This window comes from Micromonospora profundi (genome assembly GCF_011927785.1).
GTDB lineage: Bacteria > Actinomycetota > Actinomycetes > Mycobacteriales > Micromonosporaceae > Micromonospora > Micromonospora profundi.
The window spans coordinates 3,937,002-3,957,451 of sequence record NZ_JAATJK010000001.1 but is presented as its reverse complement, the minus strand read 5'-3'; the positions used below and the strand labels follow the sequence as shown (position 1 = coordinate 3,957,451).

The window sequence follows — 20,450 nt, the reverse complement described above, 5'->3', positions numbered from 1 at the left end:
CCGTGATCGAGATCGACGCGCACGTCGACCTGTCCCACCCACCCGACCGGGTCTGGCTCGCATTGACCGATCGGGAGCTGATCGGCCGCTGGTTCGCCGAGGCCGACATGGTCGAGGGAGTGCCGGACCGGCTGCTGCTGCACACTGCCGGACTGCCCGGCTTCGATGCCAACGTCGAGGTCGAGGTGATCGAGCGTCAGGTGCCGGAGCTGCTGGAGCTACGCTGCGACGAGGCCGGTCGACTCACCGAGCTGACCTGCGTGGTCACCCCCACCACCCAGGGCTGCCGGCTGGGCGTTCGCGAGGTCCCCACCCACGGCTCCTGGTCGGCGGAGCAGCACGGACCGCGTGAGCAGCAGCTCCGTCAGGCGTTGACAGTGCGCCTGCCGGCGATCCTGGACTGGCTCGCGTTCCAGCAGGTCGACCTGCGTCGCGGCGAGGCCGGGATGACCGCCGAACTGCCGTTGATCGGCGGGGTCGGCGCAGCGCGGGCACGCCGCCGCCGTCGGACGGTGGTCACCGCCCTGGTCGGTGTCGTTCTCGTGGCGGGGCTGGTGGCCTGGATGACGCTGCCGGGCGGGTCGAAGCAGGCCGCCGCGCCGGTCTCGTCATCGCCCACCGCGACGTCGGAGCCGAGCGCCGCGACCGCCACGTCCACCGCACCACCGAAGGCGACATCGTCGGCGCGCCCGTCCCGGACCGCCGCGTCGCCCACCACCAGCCCGAGCCGCACCCCGACGGCGAAACCCTCGCGTACGCCCACGGCCGCGCCGCCCCCACCGCCGCTGACGGCCCGCTACGACACCGACTCCAGCCGGTTGTTCGGCTACACGGGCAAGGTGGTGGTCAACAATCCGGGCCGGGCACCGGCCGACCAGTGGTCCGTGGTGGTGACCCTCGCCGAGGGCAGCAGCGTCGACGAGGTCGAGGGCGCGGAATGGCGGCAGGACGATCGGGCGATCACCTTCAGCGGGCCGGCCGTGCCGGCGGGCGGGTCGCGGACGATCCGCTTCGACGTCCGCGACGGCCGACCCAAGGCCAGGGAACCGGTGGGCTGCACGGTGGACGGCAACCCGTGCGCGGGCCTCTGACCTAGGCTCTCCACATGGCACTGCTGCACCGGGCGACGCTGCGCCCCTCGAAGCTGGCCCTGCTGACGACCTGGCTGCCGGACCGACAGTGGTACCAGGGGCCGGCCGGGGTCGACGTGGTGAGCTCGGGCGCCTACCGCTTCGACGACCCGGCCGGCGAGGTCGGCATCGAGACGATGCTTGTCGGCGTCCCGGGCGGGCCCGTGCACCAGGTGCCGCTGACGTACCGCGCCGCGCCCGTCGACGGCGCGGACGCTTGGCTGGTGGGCACCACCGAGCACTCGGCGCTCGGCCGGCGCTGGGTGTACGACGGCTGCGGCGACCCGGTCTACGCAGCGGCGCTGGCCCACGCAATCCTTGCCGGCACCGGCCAGGCCGAGCAGTATTTCGAGGTCGACGGTCGGCGCGAGGTGCACGAGCCGACGATGACGGTGGTCGCCAGCGGCGCCGGGGACAACAGCGTGCGCCCGGTGGGCGACATCCGTCGGGTGGTCGACGGGGACAGCACGATCATCGTGACCGACTCCGTCGAGCTTGTCGTCGTCCGGAGACCCGCGGAGGACGGGGCCGCGGGCGCGGCCGGCGCCACCCTGAGCGGCAGCTGGGCAGGGCAGCCGACGACAGTGCCGCTGGCGTACGCCCGGACGCTCTGACGCGGCAGGAGCCGTGCGGTGGGCGGCCCGACTTCCCGGGCCGCCCACCGCGTTCACCAACGCGACGGAGGCGGTGGTGGCGAGACCGGTGGCCGGTCGTCGCAGGTGATGGTGTTGGGCAGCAGCCACGGGGCGAGCCAGCCGCCGTCGTTGCCGCCCAGGTCGGTGACTGTGAACTCCGACCCGGCCGGTGTGAAGTGGAACGACCCGCAGTTGTTGACGCCGACCGCGCCGACGTTGCGGGCGTCCACGTTGGCGAACGACGCCGACCCCGCCGAGCGGGCACTGACAACTGACGTGCCGGTGCCGTCGACCCGGATGTCGCGGAACCGCACGTCGTTGATCGAGTAGAGGTCCTTCACCGGCCAGTCGCTCACCAGCATGATCGCGTTGTACGTGTTGTCGAGGTAGGCGTCACCGGTCACCTCGATGCGCGCGTCGATGCTCCGGTCCAGGGCGAAGATCCAGATGGCGCCCAGCCCGATGTTCCAGTTCAGCTCGTACGTTCCGGCGCGGACGGTGGTGTTGTTGGTGATCCGCAGGTGCCCGGTGAACGGCTCCGCGCCGAAGCGGGCGCCGACGTGGAGGGCGCTGCCCTCGCGGACCGGGTCGGCGACGAGGTTGTGCGACACAGTGGCGTCGGTGCCGCCGTAGATGGCGATGCCGTTGGCGAGCGTGGGGGACTGCACCGTGTTGTGGTCGAACGTGTTCCGCGCGTTGGCTGTCTTGTCCGACCACATCGCCAGGCCGTCGTCGCCGGTGTTGCGGACGAAGTTGTGCGCGACGACCGAGTCGGTCACGCCGGTGTGGAAGTTGAGCGCGTCGGCGATCTGGTCGACGATGATGTTGTTGGTGACGCGCACGTTGCGCATCGGCCCGTCGAACCACACGCCCACCTTCGTGTGGTGCAGGTAGAGCCCGTCGATTGTCGAGTCGCTCATCGCGCCACCGATGGCGTTCACCTGGTCGGTGTCGATGCGTTCCCGTACGTCGCCCTCGATGGCGAAGCCGGAGAGGTGGACGTTGCGGCTGCCACCGTCGGCGGCGTCGCGGCCGTAGAACCCGACGCCTGTGTGCACAGAGCCGTCCGGTGCGGGCGGCGACAGGGCCACCTCGCGGCCCTTGATGATGGTGTGCCAGTTGCCCGCGCCCTCGATTGTGACGTCGTCGACGACGATGTGCCTGTTGACCTGGTAGGTGCCCGGCGGGAGGTACACGGTCAGGTGGGTACGCCTGGCGAACGCGATGGCCCGGTCGAGGGCGTCGGCGGAGTCCCGGCGGCCGGTGGGGTCGGCGCCGAAGGCCAGCACGTTGGCGGCGAGCAGCCGGACGCGGGGCGGCGCGACCAGTTCGGAGTCGAGCAGGTCGATGACGGTCCAGGCGGCGGCGCTGCCGCTCGGCGCGGTGAGCCGGATCGTGTCACCGGCCCGGTAGGTGCGCCCGAGCAGGAGTCGCTGCTCGTCGTAGAAGTGGGTGGGCCGGAACGGCGTGCTGATGCTCGGGTACGGGGTGGTGGCCGACGGCACGCACTGGCACTCGGTGATCCACCAGTCCGGGTGCAGCAGCCCGGCCCGGGGGTCGTTGGAGAAGGGGTACTGGTTGTACAGCCAGGAGTACTGCGACGTCAGCGTCATGTCGCGCACGTGTTTACCGTTCGCCGAGATGCGCAGGGGTGCTGTGATCCCGCCTCCGGTCGGCGCGTCCGGGATGCTGTACCGCACTGTGATGCCGTTGGCCGCCCTGGGCAGGACGAACTCGACGTACTGGCCGGGAGTGAGCCGGACCGCCCGGCGGCCGGACGCCTCCGCGGGCAGCGTGTAGGCGGACCGGTCGGGGCCGATGACAGTGCCGTTGGTGCGGGCGTTCTCCGCCTCCTGTTCGACGAAGTCCACGTCGGCGCCCCGCCCGGCGACAAGCGCCGGGTCGAGGCCGGCTCGGGTGACCACAGGCGTCGCGGCGGGTGCCGGCGGACCGGCGACGGCGGCAGTGGACCCGCCGGCCGCCAGCACTGTGATGGCGGTCGCGAGGCTGACGGTGGTGATGGTCGGGCGGCCTGGGCGACCCCGCGCCCGCATCGAGTTCCGGAACATCGGTGCCACTCCTTCGTGGATGGTGGTGGGGAGGTCCGCCCGGCGCTCCCCCCACGCCCGACATTGATCGTCATCGTGCCAGTACCGACCACTGTGCTGCAAGATGCCTATCCGTAAACGAAAAAAAGCGACAACATGCCGGTAAGAAATGGACTGTCGCATTGGGTGGTGGTTGCGCTCCGGCCGCCTCTGCGCGGCGTACGCTGTGCCGCGTGGAGCAAGAAGACCGGATCGCCCTTTTCCTGGACTACGAGAACCTCGCGCTGGGCGCCCGCGACCATCGTGGCGGCGCGGCCTTCGACTTCCGGCCGATCGCCGACGCGCTTGCCGAGCGGGGACGGGTGGTGGTGCGCCGGGCGTACGCCGACTGGTCGTTCTTCGACGAGGACCGCCGGATGCTCACCCGGTCCCACGTGGAGCTGATCGAGATCCCGCAGCGCATGGGCGCCTCCCGCAAGAACGCGGCAGACATCAAGATGGCAGTGGACGCGATCGAGTTGGCCTTCGAGCGCGACTACATCTCGACGTTCGTCATCTGTAGCGGTGACAGCGACTTCACCCCGTTGGTGCACAAGCTCCGCGAGCTGAACAAGAAGGTCATCGGTGTCGGGGTCGAGGGGTCGACCTCGGCGCTGCTGCCTCCGGCGTGCGACGAGTTCCTCTACTACGACCGGCTGGAGGGCGTGGACATCCCGCCGACCGCCAGCAGGCGGGGCCGTCCGGCCCGACAGCCGGGCCCGGGTCAGCGACCGCCCGAGCCGGAGCAGGAGGAGCGGGAGCAGGAGCCCGAGGGTCGGCCGGCGGGGGAGGAGCCCGGTCGGGACGTCGACGCCCTGGCCGTGCTGGTGGCCCAGACGGTGGCCGGGTTGCAGGGCAGCGCCAGCGGCGAGGTGACCGCATCCCGGCTCAAGCGGACCCTGCTGCGCAAGGACCCGACCTTCAGCGAGTCCGACTACGGCTTCCGTACCTTCGGGGAACTGCTGCGCCACCTTGCCGGGCACAACGTGGTCGACCTGGCCGAGGGGCCCGCCAAGGGTGACCCCGAGGTCTCGCTGCCCGAGCACGGCGACCGGGAGGTGGCCTTCGGTCTGCTCCGGTCCGTGGTGGGCGACCTCGGCAGCGCCGGCAATCCGGTGGCGCTGTCCGGTCTGAAGAACCAACTGCGTCGGGCCCGGCCGGACTTCAGCGAGAAGAAGCTGGGGTACCGCAGCTTCCTCCAGTTCTGCAAGGCCGCCGCGACCGGTGGCGTAGTCGATCTGAGGTGGAGCCCGGAGGCGGACGACTACCTGCTCACCGCGCAGGGTTGACGGCCGTCGAAGGTTGCTAACCGTTAACACTGGTCTCGATTTGCGCCTGAATTGCGGCTCTTGCCCTGGTCCGGGCGCACCTGCGCCGTACCCTCCGCGCAAAAATTGCTATACGGTCGGCGAATGAAGGTCGAGGAGCATTGGTGGAACGGAGACACGACCCCGCGCGGGCGCCGGGACGTGTACATCCGTACTGATGGGCAGGGTTGGGAGGTCCGCGCCCAGATCGGTGGGGCGTCGGGTCGTGAGCGGGTGCAGCAGTGCCCCAGCCGGGCCTCGGCGGCCATCCTCGCCGACGCCTGGCGCGGCACCCACCCATCCTGGCGCGAGCTGAAGCAGCGCTGATCCGGCACCGGGCCGGGCCGGCAACGCTCCTGGGCTCCCCGCCCGGCGCGCTCACCGGCCGGCCCGGTGTCCACGTCAACCCGCCGGCACCCCCGCCGGCCAGGCTCGGCAATCGGTCAGGCGATCGGGACCGGTAGCACCACGCCTTCGGCCGCTGACCGGTGAGCCAGCTCGATCAACTCGACGGTGGCCACCGAATCCCGCGGGTCCACAGGCATCGGCGTACCCTCGCGCAACGCCGTTGTCACCTGCGCGTAGAAGCTCTGGTACGCCCCCGGCTCGGTCGGCACCGGACGCAGATCTCCGTCGACGCCGAGCAGGCCGTACCGCTCCGGCGGGACCTCGCCCCAGCCCGGCTGGTCCGGTCGGCCGCCCTCGTGCAACGCCGCCTCCTGCACGTCGAGGCCGTACGTGGTGTAGCCGGCCCGGTCGCCCAGCAGCCGCAGCCGGGGCCCGAGCTGAGCGGTCATCGCACCCATCCACAGGTGCGAGCGCACCCCGTTGGCGTGGGTCAACGCCACGAAGGCGTCGTCGTCGACAGCCGCGCCCGCACGCCGACGGTCCACCTCCGCGTAGACGCGCTCGACCCGGCCGAACAGCTGCACCGCCTGGTCGACGAGGTGCGCGCCCAGGTCGAAGAGGGCGCCGCCAGCCTCCTCGGGGCCGGCGAGCTCCCGCCAGCCTGGCTTGATCGTCGGCCGGAACCGCTCGAACCGGGACTCGAAGCGCAGTACCCGCCCCAACTCGCCCCGCTCCACCAGCTGCCGGGCGGTCAGGAAGTCGCCGTCCCAGCGCCGGTTCTGGAACACCGTCAGCGGCACGCCACGCTCGGCGGCCTCGTCGACAAGCGCGCGGCTCTCGGCGGAGGTCGGTGCGAGCGGCTTGTCCACGACGGTCGGCAGACCGGCGGCCAGCGCCGCCCGGGCCATCGGCACGTGCTGCCGGTTCGGCGTCGCCACCACGACCAGGTCCAGAGCCTCGGGTGTACGCCACAGCGCGTCGGCGTCGTCGACCAGCCGGGCGTCCGGGAAGTGCTGCCGTGCGTGCTCGCGCCGCTGCGGGTCGCGGGTCACGATGGCGTCGAGTCGCAGCCCCGGCGTCGCGGCGATCAGCGGCGCGTGGAACACCCGACCCGCCAGCCCGTACCCCAGCAGACCGACCCGCAACGCCTCCGACATGCCGTGCTCCTCCCCGGCCCGCGCCCGGGTGGCGACGGCACCGGCTGTCGAATCTACGCCCCGACGCAGCCGGCCTGATCTAGACCCGGTGCTGGTCAGCCGGCCGGGTCGGCGCGCAGATAGGTGAGAACGGCGAGCACCCGGCGGTTGGTGTCGTCGCTGGGCGGCAGGTCGAGCTTCAGCAGGATGTTGCCGACATGCTTGCCGACCGCCGCCTCGGTGACGTGCAGCCGGGCGGCGATCGAGGCGTTGGACCGGCCCTCGGCCAGCAGCGCCAGCACCTCGCGTTCCCGGGCGGAGAGGGCGCGCAGCGGGTCGCGCGGGCGGTGCAGCAGTTGCCGCACCACGTCCGGGTCGATGGCGGTGCCGCCAGCGGTGACCCGCCGCAGAGTGTCGACGAACTCGGTGACCTCGGCCACCCGGTCCTTGAGCAGGTAGCCCACCCGCTGGCCGTCGCCGCTGTCCAGCAGCGCCGCCGCGTACCCGGTCTGCACGTACTGGCTGAGGACCACCACCGGAAGCCGGGGTCGCTCGGCGCGCAGCGCGACGGCCACGCGCAGCCCGTCGTCGCGCCGGTCCGGTGGCATCCGGATGTCGGTGAGCACCAGATCCGGCTGGTGCGTACGGGCCGCGTCAAGCAACTCGGGCGCGGAGCCGACGGCGGCGCACACAGTGAAGTCGAAGCGGGTCAGCAGCGCGACCAGGCCCTCCCGCAACAGCACCTCGTCCTCGGCGAGCACCACCCGGGTCACCGCGGCCATGGCAGCTCCACCCGGACCAGGGTAGGCCCATCGGGCGGGCTGGCCAGCAGCAGCCGCCCGTCGGCGGCGGCGACCCGATCGGCGAGACCTGTCAGTCCGGTGCCCCGGGACGGGTCGGCGCCGCCGCGCCCGTCGTCGGACACCTCGACGACGAGATCGCCGTCGGTACGGCTGAGGCGTACCTCCGCGCGGGTCGCCCCGGCGTGCCGGACCACGTTGCCAAGCGCCTCGGACACCACGAAGAAGGCGGTTGTTTCGACGATCTCCGGCAACTCGCCGTCCAGGTCGGCGGAGACGGTGACCGCGACGGGGGCTGCATCGGCAAGTTCCCGGACGGCGCCGGCAAGGCCCAGGTCGGTGAGGCTCTGCGGCCGGATGCCGTGCACCAACTGCCGGAGCATCACCATCAGGCCCCGCGCCTGGTCGTGCGCGACCGCGAGGGGCCGGGCGGCGGGGGAGTCCTCTCCCACGTCCAGCCGGGCCAGGCCCAACTGGAGCGTGAGGCTCGTCAGCCGGGGTTGCGCGCCGTCGTGCAGGTCACGCTCGATCCGGCGCCGTTCCGCCTCGTACGCGCTGACCAGCCGGGTCCGGGACCGGGCGACCTCGCGCAGCGCCGCCGCGTCGACCGGCCGGGCCAGCGTCCACCGCACCACCGCTGCCTGGCCGGCGGCGAGCAGCCCGGCCGCGTACCAGAGCACCGGAACGAGCAGCACGCCCACTATCGCGTACGGGACGGCCTCGCCCGCGGTGTCGACAGTGCCCCAGACGACGATGACCTGTGCGGCGTCGCCGGGTTCCGACGTGCTGTTGAACGCCAGCCACGGGCTCGCGATCAACCCGATGTCGAGGAGCACCAGCAGCAGGAACACCCAGTACGCGATCGGCGCGATCCCGCCGAGGCAGAACAGATACGCCACCTCGCGCCAGCCGGCCGCGCTGCGGTAGCGGGCGGCCAGGCCGGTCCACCGCGGCACCGGCAGAGGACGGCCGTCCACGAGGCCGAGCCGCCAGCGTTCGACGACGGCGACCGGGAAGCTCACGATCGGCGCGAGCGCCAGCACTGTGAGACTGCCGACGGCCAGGAACAGCATGAGGGGGAGGTCCGGCGGTCGGCCGTGCTGCCGGAACGCGTTGAGAGCGGCCAGCAGTGGCGCGCCGATGACGAGAAGCCCGATGGCGAGCACGCCGGCGATCGGCACGGTGCTGACGAGGTAGGCGAGAGCGCGCCAGGGCCAGGCGGACACCAGCCAGTCGCGGCGGCGCAGCGCCTCGGCCAGGTGACGAGGGCGTTCCGGGGTCATGCCGCAGACGCTATTCGCCGACGGCCCGGCACCCCAGCCGTCCAGGCCCCCTTCCGGGGTATGCCCAGCCCTACCTGTGCCACCCGCCGTCGATCCGGACGCTCACGAGGTGTGGCATGACCGCAAACGGGAAGGAGATGCCGTCACGCGACAGGTGTGACCTCAGGTCCCGGCTGGAGAGACATGGGTGCAGGAATGTCCGTGGTGGTCGGCGGTGGGCGCCGGCCGCGCGCGGCCGGGCGGTGGTGACGGCGGCGGCCGGACCCGCTGACCGTCCGACCTCCGCCTGGGCGCCGCTGCGTACCGCGGCCTACCGCAATCTCTGGCTGGCCCTGCTCGCCGCCAACGTCGGCACCTGGATGCAGACCGTCGGCGCGCAGTGGCTGCTCATCCACCAGGCCAACGCGTCCACGCTTGTCGCGCTGGTCCAGACCGCCAGCCTGCTGCCGGTGCTCCTGCTGGCGCTGCCCGCCGGGGTGCTGGCCGACAGCTTCGACCGTCGGCATCTGTTGATCTCCGTGCAGCTGTTCCTGGTCGCGGTGGCGGCGCTGCTGGCAGTGCTCACCCTGACCGACCGGATGCCGCCGGCGCTGCTGCTCACCCTCACCTTCGCGTTCGGGGTCGGGCAGGCGCTGACCCTGCCGGCCTGGGCGGCGGTGATTCCGGAGCTGGTGCCGCAGGAGCACCTGCGCTCGGCGTCGGCACTCGGCTCGATAAGCGTGAACGCCGCACGGGCCGTCGGGCCGGCACTGGCCGGCGTGCTCATCGCCCGGACCGGCGTCGCCCCGGTGTTCGCGCTGAACGCTGTGGCGTTCGGCATCTTCGCGTACGCGTTGTGGCGCTGGCGGCCCGGCAACACCCGCGCCGTCGAGGTTCCCGAGCGGTTCACCGCAGCGCTGCGCGCCGGCAGCCGCTTCGTACGTCACTCACCGACAGTGCGCCGGCTGCTGCGCCGTTCCATGGTCTTCGTCGTCCCGGCCAGCTCGTTGTGGGCGTTGCTGCCGCTCGTGGCGGACCGGCGCCTGGGGTTGGGCTCCGGTGGGTACGGGCTGCTGCTGGCCGCCCTCGGGATCGGCGCGGTGGGAGGTGGCTTCCTGCTGTCAGTGATCCGCGCCCGGCTGTCGGCCAACCATCTGCTGCTGATCTCCGGAGCGCTGTTCACCATCGCTTTGACAGTGGTCGGCACGGTACGGGTGGTGCCGCTGGTGCTCGTCGCCCTGCTACCCGCCGGGATGGCCTGGGTGACCGTGCTGGCCAACATCAACGCCGAGATGCAGCTCTTCCTGCCCAGCTGGGTACGAGCCCGAGGGCTGGCCGTCTACCAGATCTTCTTCGCCGGCGGGCAGGCGGCCGGCGCCCTTGTCTGGGGTCTGGTCGCTGACCTGGGCGGACTGGTGCTCGCCTATCTGGCGGCGGCCGCGGTCATGCTGATCGGCACCGTGACGAGTCGGCTCTGGCCGTTGCCGGACCTGCGTACTGGCAACCGGGAGCCGGCTGTCTACTGGCCGCAACTGAACCTGGTGTACGAGCCGGATCCGGGCGTCGGGCCGGTGCTGGTGACCGTGCAGTACACGGTGCGGCCGGAACGGACGCAGGCGTTCCTCACGGCGATGGACATGGTGCGCGGTGCCCGGCAGCGGACCGGCGCGATGCGATGGGGGCTGTTCCGGCCGGCCGAGACGGCGGACCGGTTCGTCGAGGTGTACCTGGTGCCGTCCTGGGGCGAGCACCTGCGCCAGCACGGCGGCCGGTTGACAGGCGAGGACCGTGCTGCCGAGCGGCGGGTCCAGGACCTGACCGAGGGCGCACCGGAGATCCACCACCTGGTGCCGGCAGCCGCCGGCCCGACAATGACCGACGATCGGGAAGGCGTCTGACCCGGATCCGGGCGTCGTACGGCGTACGGCCGCGTTGTTAGGATTGCCGACCATGGCGAGTCAGCGTAAGGCGAGCGCGGACCCGGCCCGCAGCCTGGCCATCCTGTGGCGCACCCGGGAGCCGACCAGTCGCAGCGCCGGCCAGGGGCTCAGCGTCGACCGGATCGTCCGCGCCGCGATGGACATCGCCGACACCGAGGGCCTCGACGCGCTGACCATGCGCAGGGTCGGTGAGGCGCTCGGCGTCGGCACCATGTCGGTCTACACGTACGTGCCGGGCAAGACCGAACTCGTCGACGTCATGATCGACACCGCCTACGGCGAGATGCCCCGCACCGCTGTCGACGGCGACTGGCGGGCCCGGCTGGAGCGGATCGCCCGCGACAACCTCGCGCTCTACAAGCGCCATCCGTGGATGCTGCGGGCCGAGACGACCCGGCCGGTGCTGGGCCCGCACACGATCGCCAAGTACGACCACGAACTCGGCGCGGTCGCCGACATCGGTCTCACCGATGTGGAGATGGACGCGGTGCTCACCCTCGTCCTCGGGCACGTCAAGAGCGCCGCCCGCGCCGCGTCGGAGGTGCTCGACCTGGAGCGGGAGACCGGCATGACCGACGGCCAGTGGTGGCAGTCGCACGCGCCGTGGCTGGAGACGTTCCTGACCGCCGACAGGTTCCCGACCGCGTCCCGGGTCGGCACGGCGGCCGGGCAGCAGCACGGCGCCGCGTACGGCCCGGAGTACGCCTTCGAGTTCGGCCTGCAACGGGTCCTCGACGGGATCTCGGTGGTGGTCGCCGAGCGGTCCCGCTAGCGAATCGACCCGGGCGCCTCGGCGCGGGTGGTACGACTGGGGCGGCGACTGCGGCTGCGTGCCCGGGGGGACGGCGAATGACGAGTGGGCTTCCGGGACGGCTGTTGCAACGGCGGGAGAACCCCCGCCGTACGTCGTTCCTGGAGTTGTTCTTCGACCTGACCGTCATCTTCGCGCTGACCCGGCTCTCCCGGGCGTTCCTGCACGACCTCAGCATCCTCGGCGGCTTCCAGGTGCTGGTGCTGCTGGCGGCGATCTGGTGGGTGTGGTTCGTGACAGCCTGGTCGGCCGACTGGTTCGACCCGCGCGCCCCGCTTATCGTCGCCCTGCTGCTCTGGGTGATGTTCGGTGGCCTGCTGATGGCCGCCGCCGTGCCCACAGCATTCGACGAGCACGCACTCGTGTTCGCCGTCGCCTACGTCGCCATCCACCTGGGCCGGGCGGCGCTGCTGCTCCCCGCCCTGCGCGGGCACCCGTTGCAGGTGCGGACGGCGCGGGTGGCGATCTGGTTCGCGGTCTCCGGGGTGCTCTGGATCGTCGGTGCCGCCCTCGCCCCGGTGCGGGAGCTGCTCTGGGCGCTCGCCCTGGTGATGGAGTACGGCCTGGCGCGGCTCGGCTGGCCGACGCCGAGGCTCGGCCGCAGCTCGTGGCCGGACCTCCAGGTGAACGGTGGACACCTCTCCGAGCGCTATCAGCAGATCTTCATCATCGCGCTCGGTGAACTCATCCTGATGGCCGGTGTCACCTACAGCGACGCGGGCTTCGACCACGAGCACACCATGGCGTTCGTCCTGGCGTTCGTGACGGCGGTGGCCCTGGCCCGCCTCTACCTGGTGCCCGCCGGCGGGCGGGTGGGTGCGGCCATCGAGGCCGCCGGCCCGCCCGGCAGCAAGCTGGCCCTCCTCGCCGGTTACCTGCACCTCGTCATGATCGCCGGCGTGCTTGCGACCTCCGTGGCCATGGAGATGACGATCGAGGACCCGGCGGTGCGCGACCACGGGCACCTGGTCGTGGGCGTCGTCGGGCCGGTCCTGTTCCTGGTCGGCCGGATCCTGCTGTCGATGCTTGTCGACTCCCACCTGCCCTGGGCCCGGCTGATCGGTGTGCCGGCCATCATCGTGGGCGGGTTCGTGAGCATCGGGCTCTCGCAGCTCGCCGCCAGCGCGATCGTCGCCGGGATACTGCTGCTGATCGTCCTGCTCGACGCGATGCCCGCAATGTGGAGGCGGGAGTCCGTCGTCGGAAGTGACGCGGCGCCCGGCTAGCCGGCCGGGCTACCAGCCCGCGTCGGCCAGCGATGGGGCAGCCACGCCGGAAGCCGGGAAGCTCAGGAGTCTTCGGGCTGCCGGTCGGACTCCGCTACGACCGCCCGGACTTTGCGCAGGGTGGCGTCGGGCGCACGGATCGCCGTCCGCCACCGGTCCAGTGTGCGGGTGAGGACCCGGACGACGAACTGCAACTGGTTGACCTGCTCGCGCAGCAGTCCCAGCTCCGATCTGGCGCTTATCGCCTGACCCTCCAACTCCGTGATCCGCGACTGTAGTGGCTGCACGAGGGTCAGGGCGGCCTCGGTGAGGGTGTCGGCCGCGTCGGCCTTGAACTTGCCGCGCTGCACAACGACTGTGGCGATGGCGGCCAGGCCGGTGCTCCCGCCGAGGATGCCGAGCAGGCTGATCAGCACCTGTACCCAGCCCGGCGCCTCGGGGGTCGGTGCTGAGATCACGTGACACCTCCCACGACCCGCCGGTGGGTCGTGCACTGGTGGCCGTAGGCCAGGCAGCGCAGGTCGTTGGCGATCTGGGCGGCCCGCCAGAACGACCCCGCAGGCACCGCGCTGATCAGCGACGCCGCGACGACGCCCTGCTGGCCCGACACCGCCACCAGCGCCACTGCGTACATGCCGGTGATGGTGCCGAGCACCAGAACGGATGCGAACTCGATGCCGAGGCCGGTGGAGAGACGACCGGGCCACAGGATGCCCAACAGCCCGGCCACCCCGACGACGATCAGGGAGACCTCCCAGCCGAGCTGGATGGGTTCGGGCATTGACAGTTGGACGGACGGTGGTCGGGCGTCGAGCGTCATCAGCAGGACACCGCAGATGGACGTCGTGATCAGAGCGGCCACCTCGAACGGCTGGTGCTTGGCCCGGACTCGCAGAATTCCCACGGCAACTCCCTGGTCGAAGGACCGTGGTCACCCGCCGCCCGCCGGGGGATGTGCCGTGCTGCTGGTCCCGCGTTCGCGGCGCGGTCCGTCTGCGGCCTTCGTCCAGGCGGTGCGTGTGGACGGTCGATGGTCGAGGAGGTGAGCGACTCGCCGTCGTTGGCTGGCCGGTATCTGCCTGTGTATCACCGGCGGGCGGTTCGCGTCCACTTGCGTAACGTCGTGTATCCGCAGGTCAGATGGGGTGCCGAAGGGCTCCGGCCGGGCTGCGCGCAGCGTGGCAGGGGGAGGGCCGGCGAACCGGCCACCTCCCTTCCATAACTATACGTGTCGGGAATCTAACTGAAAGTCATGGGCGGTTGTCGATCTATCGCCGCAGCAGGGCGCGCAGCGCCCGGACCACCTCGGCCGGCGCCTCCTCGGCCATGAAATGCCCGCAGGTGACGGTCTGGTGCTCCAGGTCCTGCGCCCAGGCCCGCCACACCTCTGCCGCGTCGTAGCCCAGTGCGGCACCCCAGTCCTGCTGGAGGACCGTCACCGGCATCCGCAGCTGGTTGCCAGCCGCCCGGTCGGCGGTGTCGTGGGCGACGTCGACCGCGGCGGACGCCCGATAGTCGGCCACGATCGAGGGAACCGCCTCCCGGGAAGCGCGCAGGTACGCGGCCCGTACGTCGGCGGGGATCGCCTCCGGATCGCGTGCCCACAGGTCCAGGAAGTAGCCGAAGAACTCGTCCGGGCTGCCGCCGATCATCTGCTCGGGCAGGCCCTGCGGCTGCGCCATCAGGTACAGGTGGAACGCGATGGCCGCCGAGACGCCGTGCAGCACGTCCCACATGTCCAGGGTGGGCAGGATGTCGAGCAGGGCGAGTCGGCTGACGGCCGCCGGATGGTCCAGGCCCGTCCGGAACGCGACAAGGGCACCCCGATCATGGCCGGCCAGCGCGAAGCGTTCGTGACCGAGCGCGCCGGCCAGCGCCACGATGTCCGCCGCCATGGTGCGCTTGGCGTACGCCTCGCCGTCGGTGTCCACGGGCTTGTCGCTGTCGCCGTACCCGCGCAGGTCGGGGCAGATGACAGTGTGGTCGGCGGCCAGGTCGGCCGCGACGTGGCGCCACATGAGATGGGTCTGCGGGAAACCGTGCAGCAGCACGATCGCCGGCCCGGAGCCGCCCACGGCGGCGCTGAGCGTCACGCCGTCGGCGACGGTGATGCGGCGGTAGTCGAAACCGTTGATCCTCGGGTCCACGGGAACCTTTCTGATGAGCGGGGTCGGCGGTGGCGGGTGCCCGTCGCCGTCGTACCTGATCGAGCCTGGCCGGTGGGCATCAGCGACCGGTCAGCGACGGATCAGTACCGGTCGGCCGAGGTGGCCCGGGACGCCCGCCTAGATTGGTCCTGTGACCAGGCAGCAGGCCGCACCCGAGGCGGTGACCTTCGGCGTGCTCGGGCCGGTGACCGCCACGACGGAAGGTGGCCCGGTCGCGCTCAAGGGGCCTCGGCAGCGCACCGTGCTGGCCCGGCTGCTGATCGCCAGGGGCCGGGTCGTGCCTGTGGAACGCCTCGTCGACGACCTGTGGGAGAGCCCTCCCGACGGCGCGGTGGGTGCCATCCGTACCTTCGTCGCCGACCTGCGGCGGGCGCTGGAGCCGGACCGGCCGCCCCGGCAGCCACCCCGGCTCCTGGTCACCGAACCCACCGGGTACGTGCTGCGGGCCGCCCCGGACGCGGTGGACGCCTGGCGGTTCGAGGCTGCGGTCGGCGAGGCGGGACAGCTGCTCACGGCAGGACTGCCCGCACCCGCCCTGGACGCCGTGGACGCGGCCCTGGAGTTGTGGCGCGGGCCCGCGTACGCCGACTGCGCGGGTGAGATCTGGGCGGCCGCGGAGATCAACCGGCTGGACGAGCTGCGGATGCTCGCCGTCGAGCGACGCGCCGAGGCGCTGCTGGCGCTGGGTCGGCCGGACGAGGCAGCCGCCGACCTGCCCGCCCACCTCGCCAACCATCCGCTCCGGGAGGACGCCTGGCGGTTGCTCGCGGTCGCCCGGTACCGCTCCGGTCGACAGGGCGAGGCGTTGGCCGCTCTGCGCCAGGCGCGCGACGTCCTGGTGGCCGAGTTGGGCCTGGACCCGGGGCCCGAGCTGCGGCAGCTGGAAGCCGACATCCTGGCCCAGGCGCCCCACCTCACCATCGCCAGCACCGCGCCGCCGCCGTCCGGGCGAGTCGGGTCCACGTCGCCGTCCGCGCGAGTCGGCTCGCCGCCGCCACCTGGTCGAGTCGGCTCGGCGCCGCAACGGCCGTTCGTGGGCCGGGACGCGGAACTTCAGCGGCTGCGGGACGCCGCCGAGGCCGTCGGCCGCGCCGGTCGGCCCGCGCTCGCCCTGCTCAGCGGTGACCCGGGCGCCGGCAAGACCGCGCTGGCCGAGGCGTTGACCCGCCGACTCGCCGCCGAGGGCTGGACGACGGCGTGGGGTCGCAGCCCGGAGTACGAGGGCGCCCCGGCGGCCTGGCCGTGGACCCAGATCACCGACGCGCTCACCGGGCCGACGCTGGCGGGGCCGGCAGCGCTCACCGGGCCGACGGCGCTGGCCGGGCCGGCTGAAGATGGGTTCGAGGGTGCTGGCGATCCGGCGGTGGCCCGGTTCCGCAGGCACCGCGCGGTGGCGTCGCTGCTCTCGGGCGTCGCCGACCGGAGCCCGCTGCTGCTTGTCCTGGACGACCTGCACCGCGCCGACGGGGACACGCTCGACCTGCTGACCGGGCTGCTCACCGGCCCGCAGCCGGCGACCGGGCCGGTGCTGATCCTCGGCACCTACCGGGCCACCGAGATCAACCCCGAGCTGACCGCCGCGCTGGCCCGCTCCGCAGGCCTGGAACCGGTACGGGAGTACCTGGCCGGCCTGTCCGACGAGGCGACCGGCGAACTGGCCCGTGCCGTCGCCGGGGTGGAGCTGGACCCGCCGACCGTCCGGCTGATCCACCACCGCAGCGGCGGCAACCCGTTCTTCGTACGCGAGCTGGCCCAGTTGTACGCGGGCGAGGGTGCTGTCGCGCTGGCGGCGGTGCCACCGGGAGTGCGCGACGTCATCCGGCACCGCGTCGGGCAGCTGCCCGAACCGACCCGTACCGTGCTGCGGCAGGCGGCCGTGCTGGGCCGCGACCTCGACCCGGAGGTCCTCGGCGCGCTCACTGACGACCCGACGACGGTGCTGGACGCACTGGACCGCGCGTTGCAGGCCGGTTTCCTGACCGAGCGGGAGTCCGACGGGCAGCTACGGTTCACCCACATCCTGGTCCGCGACACCCTCTACGCCGACCTGTCCGCGCCCCGCCGCGCCGCCTGGCACGCCTCGGTGGCCGACGTGCTGCAACAGCGCCAGCCGGTCGACCCGGCCGCGCTCGCGCACCACCTGCTGCGCGCGGGTGGACCGGACGCCGCCCACCGGGCCGCGGGCTACGCGCGTACCGCCGCCGAGCTGGCCGAGCGGGCTGGGAACCCGCACGAGGCGGCCCGGCTGTGGGCGCAGGTCATCGAGGCGTACGACAGGGCTGGTGGGACCGAGCGGCGCGTGCGGCTGAGCGCCGTGCTCGGCCTCGGGCGGGCGCTGGCGGTGACGGGCCGGCTGGCAGAGGCGCGGCGGTACCGGGCCGGGGCGATCGCCGACGCCGAAACCGTCGGCGATCCCCGGCTGACGGCGGCGGTGCTGGCCGGCTTCGACGTACCCGCCATCTGGACCCGCAACGACGACGACCTGCTCTCCGAGCGGATCGTCCGCGCCGCGGAGCACGCCCTGGCCGGTCTGGGCTCGACCGGCTCGGCGCAGCGCAGCCGGCTGCTCAGCACGCTCGCGTTGGAACTACGCGGAAGCACCGGTGACCGTGGTCGCCGGGCCGCCACCGAGGCCGAGACGATCGCCCGGACCGCCGGGGACGCCGGGCTGCTGGCCTTCGCGCTCAACGCGCGCTTCATGCACGCCTTCGACAGGGTCGGGCTGGCCGCCGAGCGGGCGCGGATCGGGGAGCAGCTCATCGACGTTGCCGCCCGGCACCAACTGGTGACTTTCGAGGTGCTGGGCCATCTCATCCTGGTCCAGGCGTGCTGCGCGCGCGCCGACCGCGCCGGTTCCGACGCGCACGCGCGCGCCGCCGACCGCCTCGCCCAGCGGTACGAGCTGCCGCTTGTCGGCGTCTTCACCGGCTGGTACGCCGCGCTGCGCCTCGCCCTGGACGGCGACCGGGCCGCTGCGGCGCACGCGTACCGGGCGGCTGCCGACCGGCTGCCGGCCGACGACATGCCGGGCCTGACCCGTGGGCTGCTCCCGCTCGCGCTGCTCGGCCTGCACCTGGACGCCGCCGCCAGCGCCGATCCGCTGGCTGCCGATCGACCGGCGCGTGCCGATCGACCGGCCGACGCCGGAGGACCGGTTGCCGGGCCGGTGGGTGCGGCGTGGTTGCTCGGTGAGGCCCAGCCGCCCGGTGCGGTGCGGCTCGTCGACGGGGCGCGCCCGGTTTCGGTCCTGGACGCCGAGGACTGGGCCAGCCTGGACTGGGGGCCGCACGAACCGTGGGTCCGACCGCTGCTGCTCGCCGCCGCGGGCGACCGGGACGCGGCCCGCAGCGCGTTGCGGACCCTCCCGGACGGTCCGCACGACCTGCTGCGGGAGACCCGGCTCTGCCTCCTCGCCCAGGCGGCGCTCGCGGTGGACGACAGATCCACCATGGAGTATGTCGCCGCCGCGCTCCGCCCGGCCGCCACCGAACTGGCCGCCGGCAGCGGGATCCTCACCGCCGGCCCGGTAGCGGGTCACCTCGCCGCGCTGGCCGCCGCGCTGGGCCGCCCCGAGGAGGCGGCCGACCACCTCCGTACCGCCCGAGCGGTCACCGCCCGCGCCCGCGCCTGAGCCTGAGCCGTCACCGCCCGCGCCCGCGCCTGAGCCGTCACCGCCCGCGCCCGCGCCTGAGCCGTCACCGCCCGCGCCCGCGCCTGAGCCGTCACCGCCCGCGCCCGCGCCTGAGCCGTCGCCGCCCGCGCCTGCGGTGTCGCCGCCGACCCGCTCTGTGCGCGCCGCCGGCATTCACCGTGAGCGTCGCAGCCACCGACACCGGTGACGTGGCGTGCGCGCTGTCGTCGGCCTGACCGGAGCGCCGTCGTCGACCGACAAGGGGTGCTGCCGCGTTCCGGCGGCCGGTCGACTTGCCGGTTCTCGTGGAACCGTCCGGCGGCGTGCGGTCAGATGGAGGCACCGGCGGGTGCCGTCGTCGCCACGGATCGAGGGAGGTACGCGTGGAGGCGCTTGTCCTGATCGTGGTGCTGGGCATGACAGTCCTGATCGGCACCACCCTCGGCGGCCGGTACCGGGTCGCGCCGCCGATCCTGCTCATCGCGTTGGGAGTCCTGCTCGGGCTGACACCGCCGTTTTCCGAGGTGACCCTGGAACCGGACCTGGTGCTGTTGATCTTCCTTCCGGCGATCCTCTACCGGGAGAGCCTCACCATCAGCCTGCGCGAGATCCGGGCCAACCTGCCGGTGATCGGGCTGCTCGCCGTGGTGCTCGTGCTGCTCACCATGGTCACGGTGTCGCTGACCGCGCAGGCGCTCGGGGTGAACCCCGCTGCCGCGTGGGTGCTCGGCGCGGTTCTCGCGCCGACCGATGCCGCCGCGGTCACCGGCCTGGCGAAGCGGTTGCCCCGCAAGCTCCTCACCACCCTGCACGCGGAGAGCCTGATCAACGACGGCACCGCCTTGGTGATCTTCGCGGTGGCCGTGGGTCTGCTCACCGGCGCCGCCGAGCCGGGTGTGCTGGGCATCAGCGAGGAGTTCGTCGGCGCCAGCGCCGGTGGGGTGCTCGCCGGGCTGCTGGTGGGCGGCTTCGTGGTGCTGATTCGCAAACGGCTCGACGATCCGCTGCGCGAGGGCGCGTTGAGCGTGCTGACGCCGTTCGGCGCGTTCCTGCTGGCCGACTCGGTGCACGCCAGCGGTGTGCTCGCGGTGGTCGTCGCCGGCCTGGTCCTCGCCTACGCCGGCCCACGGGTGATCCGCGCCCGCTCCCGCGTGCTGGCCTACGCGTTCTGGGACCTGTCCACGTTCCTCATCAACGGCGGCCTGTTCGTCCTGCTCGGCACCCAGATCCCCCGGGCCGTCCAGGGCATGACCAGCACCTCGCCGCGACGGGCTCTGGTGATCGTGGTGGTGGTCGCCTCGGTCGTGATCGCCACGCGGCTGCTGTTCGTCTACCTGACGAGCGAGTCGGTGTCCCTGCTGCGTCGCCAAATGTCGGACGACGGAAAGTCGGTGTCGACCCGCTGGCGGGTCGGCACCGTCGCCGGCTGGGCCGGGTTCCGGGGAGCCGTCTCGCTGGCTGCGGCCCTGGCCGTCCCGACGGTGACTGTCGCCGGCCGACCGGTGGTCGAACGCGACCTGATCATCTTCGTCACCGCGTTGACCATTGTGTTGATCATGCTGTTGCAGGGCACCACCCTGCCACTTGTGGTGCGCTGGGCGGGGCTGGGCGGTGACCCCGGACGCGACGACGAGTTGCGGCAGGCGCGGTTGCGCGCCACCGAGGTCGGCCTGTCCGCGATGCCCCAGGTCGCCGCGGAGATCGGTGCCGGGGAGGACGCGGTTCGCCGCTTGGAGGCCGAATACCAACGGCACCTGGCGGACGTGAAGGAGGGCGGTGGGGAGACGGCCGAGGAGCGTGACCTGGAACGCCAACTGCGCCTCGGGCTTCTCGCCCACAAGCGGCGCGAGGTCACCCGAATGCGCGACAGGCGGGAGATCGACGACCTCGTGCTGCTTGAGTTGCAGGCCACGCTCGACAACGAGGAGATCCGGCTGCTGGGGCGCGGCCCCGAGGACTGACGCTGCCC

Annotated in this window: 16 protein-coding genes; 9 read left to right on the top strand and 7 right to left on the bottom strand. The window is 72.6% G+C overall.

From position 1 onward, the window contains the following. The first annotated feature begins 2 nt into the window (after nt 1–2). Both F4558_RS17300 and F4558_RS17295 read left to right on the top strand, forming a co-directional pair. A complete protein-coding gene (locus F4558_RS17300) occupies nt 3–1,091 on the top strand; it encodes an SRPBCC domain-containing protein (protein WP_167945139.1) in 1,089 nt (362 codons plus the stop codon). A gap of 14 nt (nt 1,092–1,105) precedes the next feature. Then, nucleotides 1,106–1,744 (top strand): CG0192-related protein, encoded by a 639-nt coding sequence (locus tag F4558_RS17295; RefSeq protein ID WP_167945137.1) that lies wholly within the window; start codon nt 1,106–1,108, stop codon nt 1,742–1,744. Between the two features lie 53 nt (nt 1,745–1,797). Here the strand turns inward: F4558_RS17295 and F4558_RS17290 are convergent, their stop codons facing one another. Then, a complete protein-coding gene (locus tag F4558_RS17290; RefSeq protein WP_167945135.1) occupies nt 1,798–3,834 on the bottom strand; it encodes a glycosyl hydrolase family 28-related protein in 2,037 nt (678 codons plus the stop codon). A gap of 212 nt (nt 3,835–4,046) precedes the next feature. On the opposite strand from F4558_RS17290, the gene F4558_RS17285 reads away from it, so the two are divergent. Further along, nucleotides 4,047–5,141, top strand: a complete 1,095-nt coding sequence (locus F4558_RS17285) for a PIN domain-containing protein (RefSeq protein WP_053652763.1) — start codon at nt 4,047–4,049, stop codon at nt 5,139–5,141. A 123-nt stretch (nt 5,142–5,264) separates the two neighbouring features. Further along, nucleotides 5,265–5,486: a hypothetical protein gene (locus F4558_RS17280; RefSeq protein ID WP_030335934.1), complete on the top strand. Its 222-nt coding sequence runs from the start codon at nt 5,265–5,267 to the stop codon at nt 5,484–5,486. Nucleotides 5,487–5,602: 116 nt separating this feature from the next. Here the strand turns inward: F4558_RS17280 and F4558_RS17275 are convergent, their stop codons facing one another. From F4558_RS17275 to F4558_RS17265, 3 genes are all read right to left on the bottom strand, one after another. Beyond that, a complete protein-coding gene (locus tag F4558_RS17275; protein ID WP_167945133.1) occupies nt 5,603–6,664 on the bottom strand; it encodes a Gfo/Idh/MocA family oxidoreductase in 1,062 nt (353 codons plus the stop codon). 95 nt (nt 6,665–6,759) lie between these two features. After that, nucleotides 6,760–7,425: a response regulator transcription factor gene (locus tag F4558_RS17270; RefSeq protein ID WP_053652761.1), complete on the bottom strand. Its 666-nt coding sequence runs from the start codon at nt 7,423–7,425 to the stop codon at nt 6,760–6,762. After that, nucleotides 7,413–8,726, bottom strand: a complete 1,314-nt coding sequence (locus tag F4558_RS17265) for a sensor histidine kinase (RefSeq protein WP_167945131.1) — start codon at nt 8,724–8,726, stop codon at nt 7,413–7,415. The genes F4558_RS17270 and F4558_RS17265 overlap by 13 nt, the downstream gene beginning before the upstream one ends. Before the next feature lie 116 nt (nt 8,727–8,842). Between F4558_RS17265 and F4558_RS17260 the strand changes: the two genes are divergently transcribed. From F4558_RS17260 to F4558_RS17250, 3 genes are all read left to right on the top strand, one after another. Further along, nucleotides 8,843–10,603: an MFS transporter gene (locus tag F4558_RS17260; protein WP_245241338.1), complete on the top strand. Its 1,761-nt coding sequence runs from the start codon at nt 8,843–8,845 to the stop codon at nt 10,601–10,603. A 52-nt stretch (nt 10,604–10,655) separates the two neighbouring features. After that, complete coding sequence (locus tag F4558_RS17255) at nt 10,656–11,417, top strand: TetR/AcrR family transcriptional regulator (protein ID WP_053652759.1); 762 nt, start codon at nt 10,656–10,658, stop codon at nt 11,415–11,417. 77 nt (nt 11,418–11,494) lie between these two features. Beyond that, nucleotides 11,495–12,682, top strand: coding sequence for a low temperature requirement protein A (locus F4558_RS17250; protein WP_167945129.1), 1,188 nt, complete (start codon nt 11,495–11,497; stop codon nt 12,680–12,682). 62 nt (nt 12,683–12,744) lie between these two features. Here F4558_RS17250 and F4558_RS17245 read toward each other — a convergent pair whose 3' ends face one another. From F4558_RS17245 to F4558_RS17235, 3 genes are all read right to left on the bottom strand, one after another. After that, nucleotides 12,745–13,140, bottom strand: coding sequence for a hypothetical protein (locus F4558_RS17245; RefSeq protein ID WP_053652757.1), 396 nt, complete (start codon nt 13,138–13,140; stop codon nt 12,745–12,747). Beyond that, the gene (locus tag F4558_RS17240) at nt 13,137–13,586 is read right to left on the bottom strand and encodes a hypothetical protein (RefSeq protein ID WP_157552253.1); all 450 of its coding nucleotides are present in this window, start codon (nt 13,584–13,586) and stop codon (nt 13,137–13,139) included. The genes F4558_RS17245 and F4558_RS17240 overlap by 4 nt, the downstream gene beginning before the upstream one ends. Before the next feature lie 364 nt (nt 13,587–13,950). Beyond that, complete coding sequence (locus F4558_RS17235) at nt 13,951–14,829, bottom strand: alpha/beta fold hydrolase (RefSeq protein ID WP_167945127.1); 879 nt, start codon at nt 14,827–14,829, stop codon at nt 13,951–13,953. A gap of 151 nt (nt 14,830–14,980) precedes the next feature. Between F4558_RS17235 and F4558_RS17230 the strand changes: the two genes are divergently transcribed. After that, nucleotides 14,981–18,481, top strand: a complete 3,501-nt coding sequence (locus F4558_RS17230; RefSeq protein WP_167945126.1) for an ATP-binding protein — start codon at nt 14,981–14,983, stop codon at nt 18,479–18,481. Nucleotides 18,482–18,864: 383 nt separating this feature from the next. Further along, nucleotides 18,865–20,442, top strand: coding sequence for a Na+/H+ antiporter (locus F4558_RS17225; RefSeq protein ID WP_082377233.1), 1,578 nt, complete (start codon nt 18,865–18,867; stop codon nt 20,440–20,442). The last annotated feature ends 8 nt before the right edge of the window (nt 20,443–20,450 follow it).

Coding starts and splice junctions, on each gene's coding strand:
- F4558_RS17295 (WP_167945137.1), top strand. CDS start 1,106: ATGGCACTGCTGCACCGGGCGACGCTGCGCCCCTCGAAGCTGGCCCTG.
- F4558_RS17290 (WP_167945135.1), bottom strand. CDS start 3,834: ATGTTCCGGAACTCGATGCGGGCGCGGGGTCGCCCAGGCCGCCCGACC.
- F4558_RS17280 (WP_030335934.1), top strand. CDS start 5,265: ATGAAGGTCGAGGAGCATTGGTGGAACGGAGACACGACCCCGCGCGGG.
- F4558_RS17275 (WP_167945133.1), bottom strand. CDS start 6,664: ATGTCGGAGGCGTTGCGGGTCGGTCTGCTGGGGTACGGGCTGGCGGGT.
- F4558_RS17270 (WP_053652761.1), bottom strand. CDS start 7,425: ATGGCCGCGGTGACCCGGGTGGTGCTCGCCGAGGACGAGGTGCTGTTG.
- F4558_RS17265 (WP_167945131.1), bottom strand. CDS start 8,726: ATGACCCCGGAACGCCCTCGTCACCTGGCCGAGGCGCTGCGCCGCCGC.
- F4558_RS17260 (WP_245241338.1), top strand. CDS start 8,843: ATGACCGCAAACGGGAAGGAGATGCCGTCACGCGACAGGTGTGACCTC.
- F4558_RS17255 (WP_053652759.1), top strand. CDS start 10,656: ATGGCGAGTCAGCGTAAGGCGAGCGCGGACCCGGCCCGCAGCCTGGCC.
- F4558_RS17250 (WP_167945129.1), top strand. CDS start 11,495: ATGACGAGTGGGCTTCCGGGACGGCTGTTGCAACGGCGGGAGAACCCC.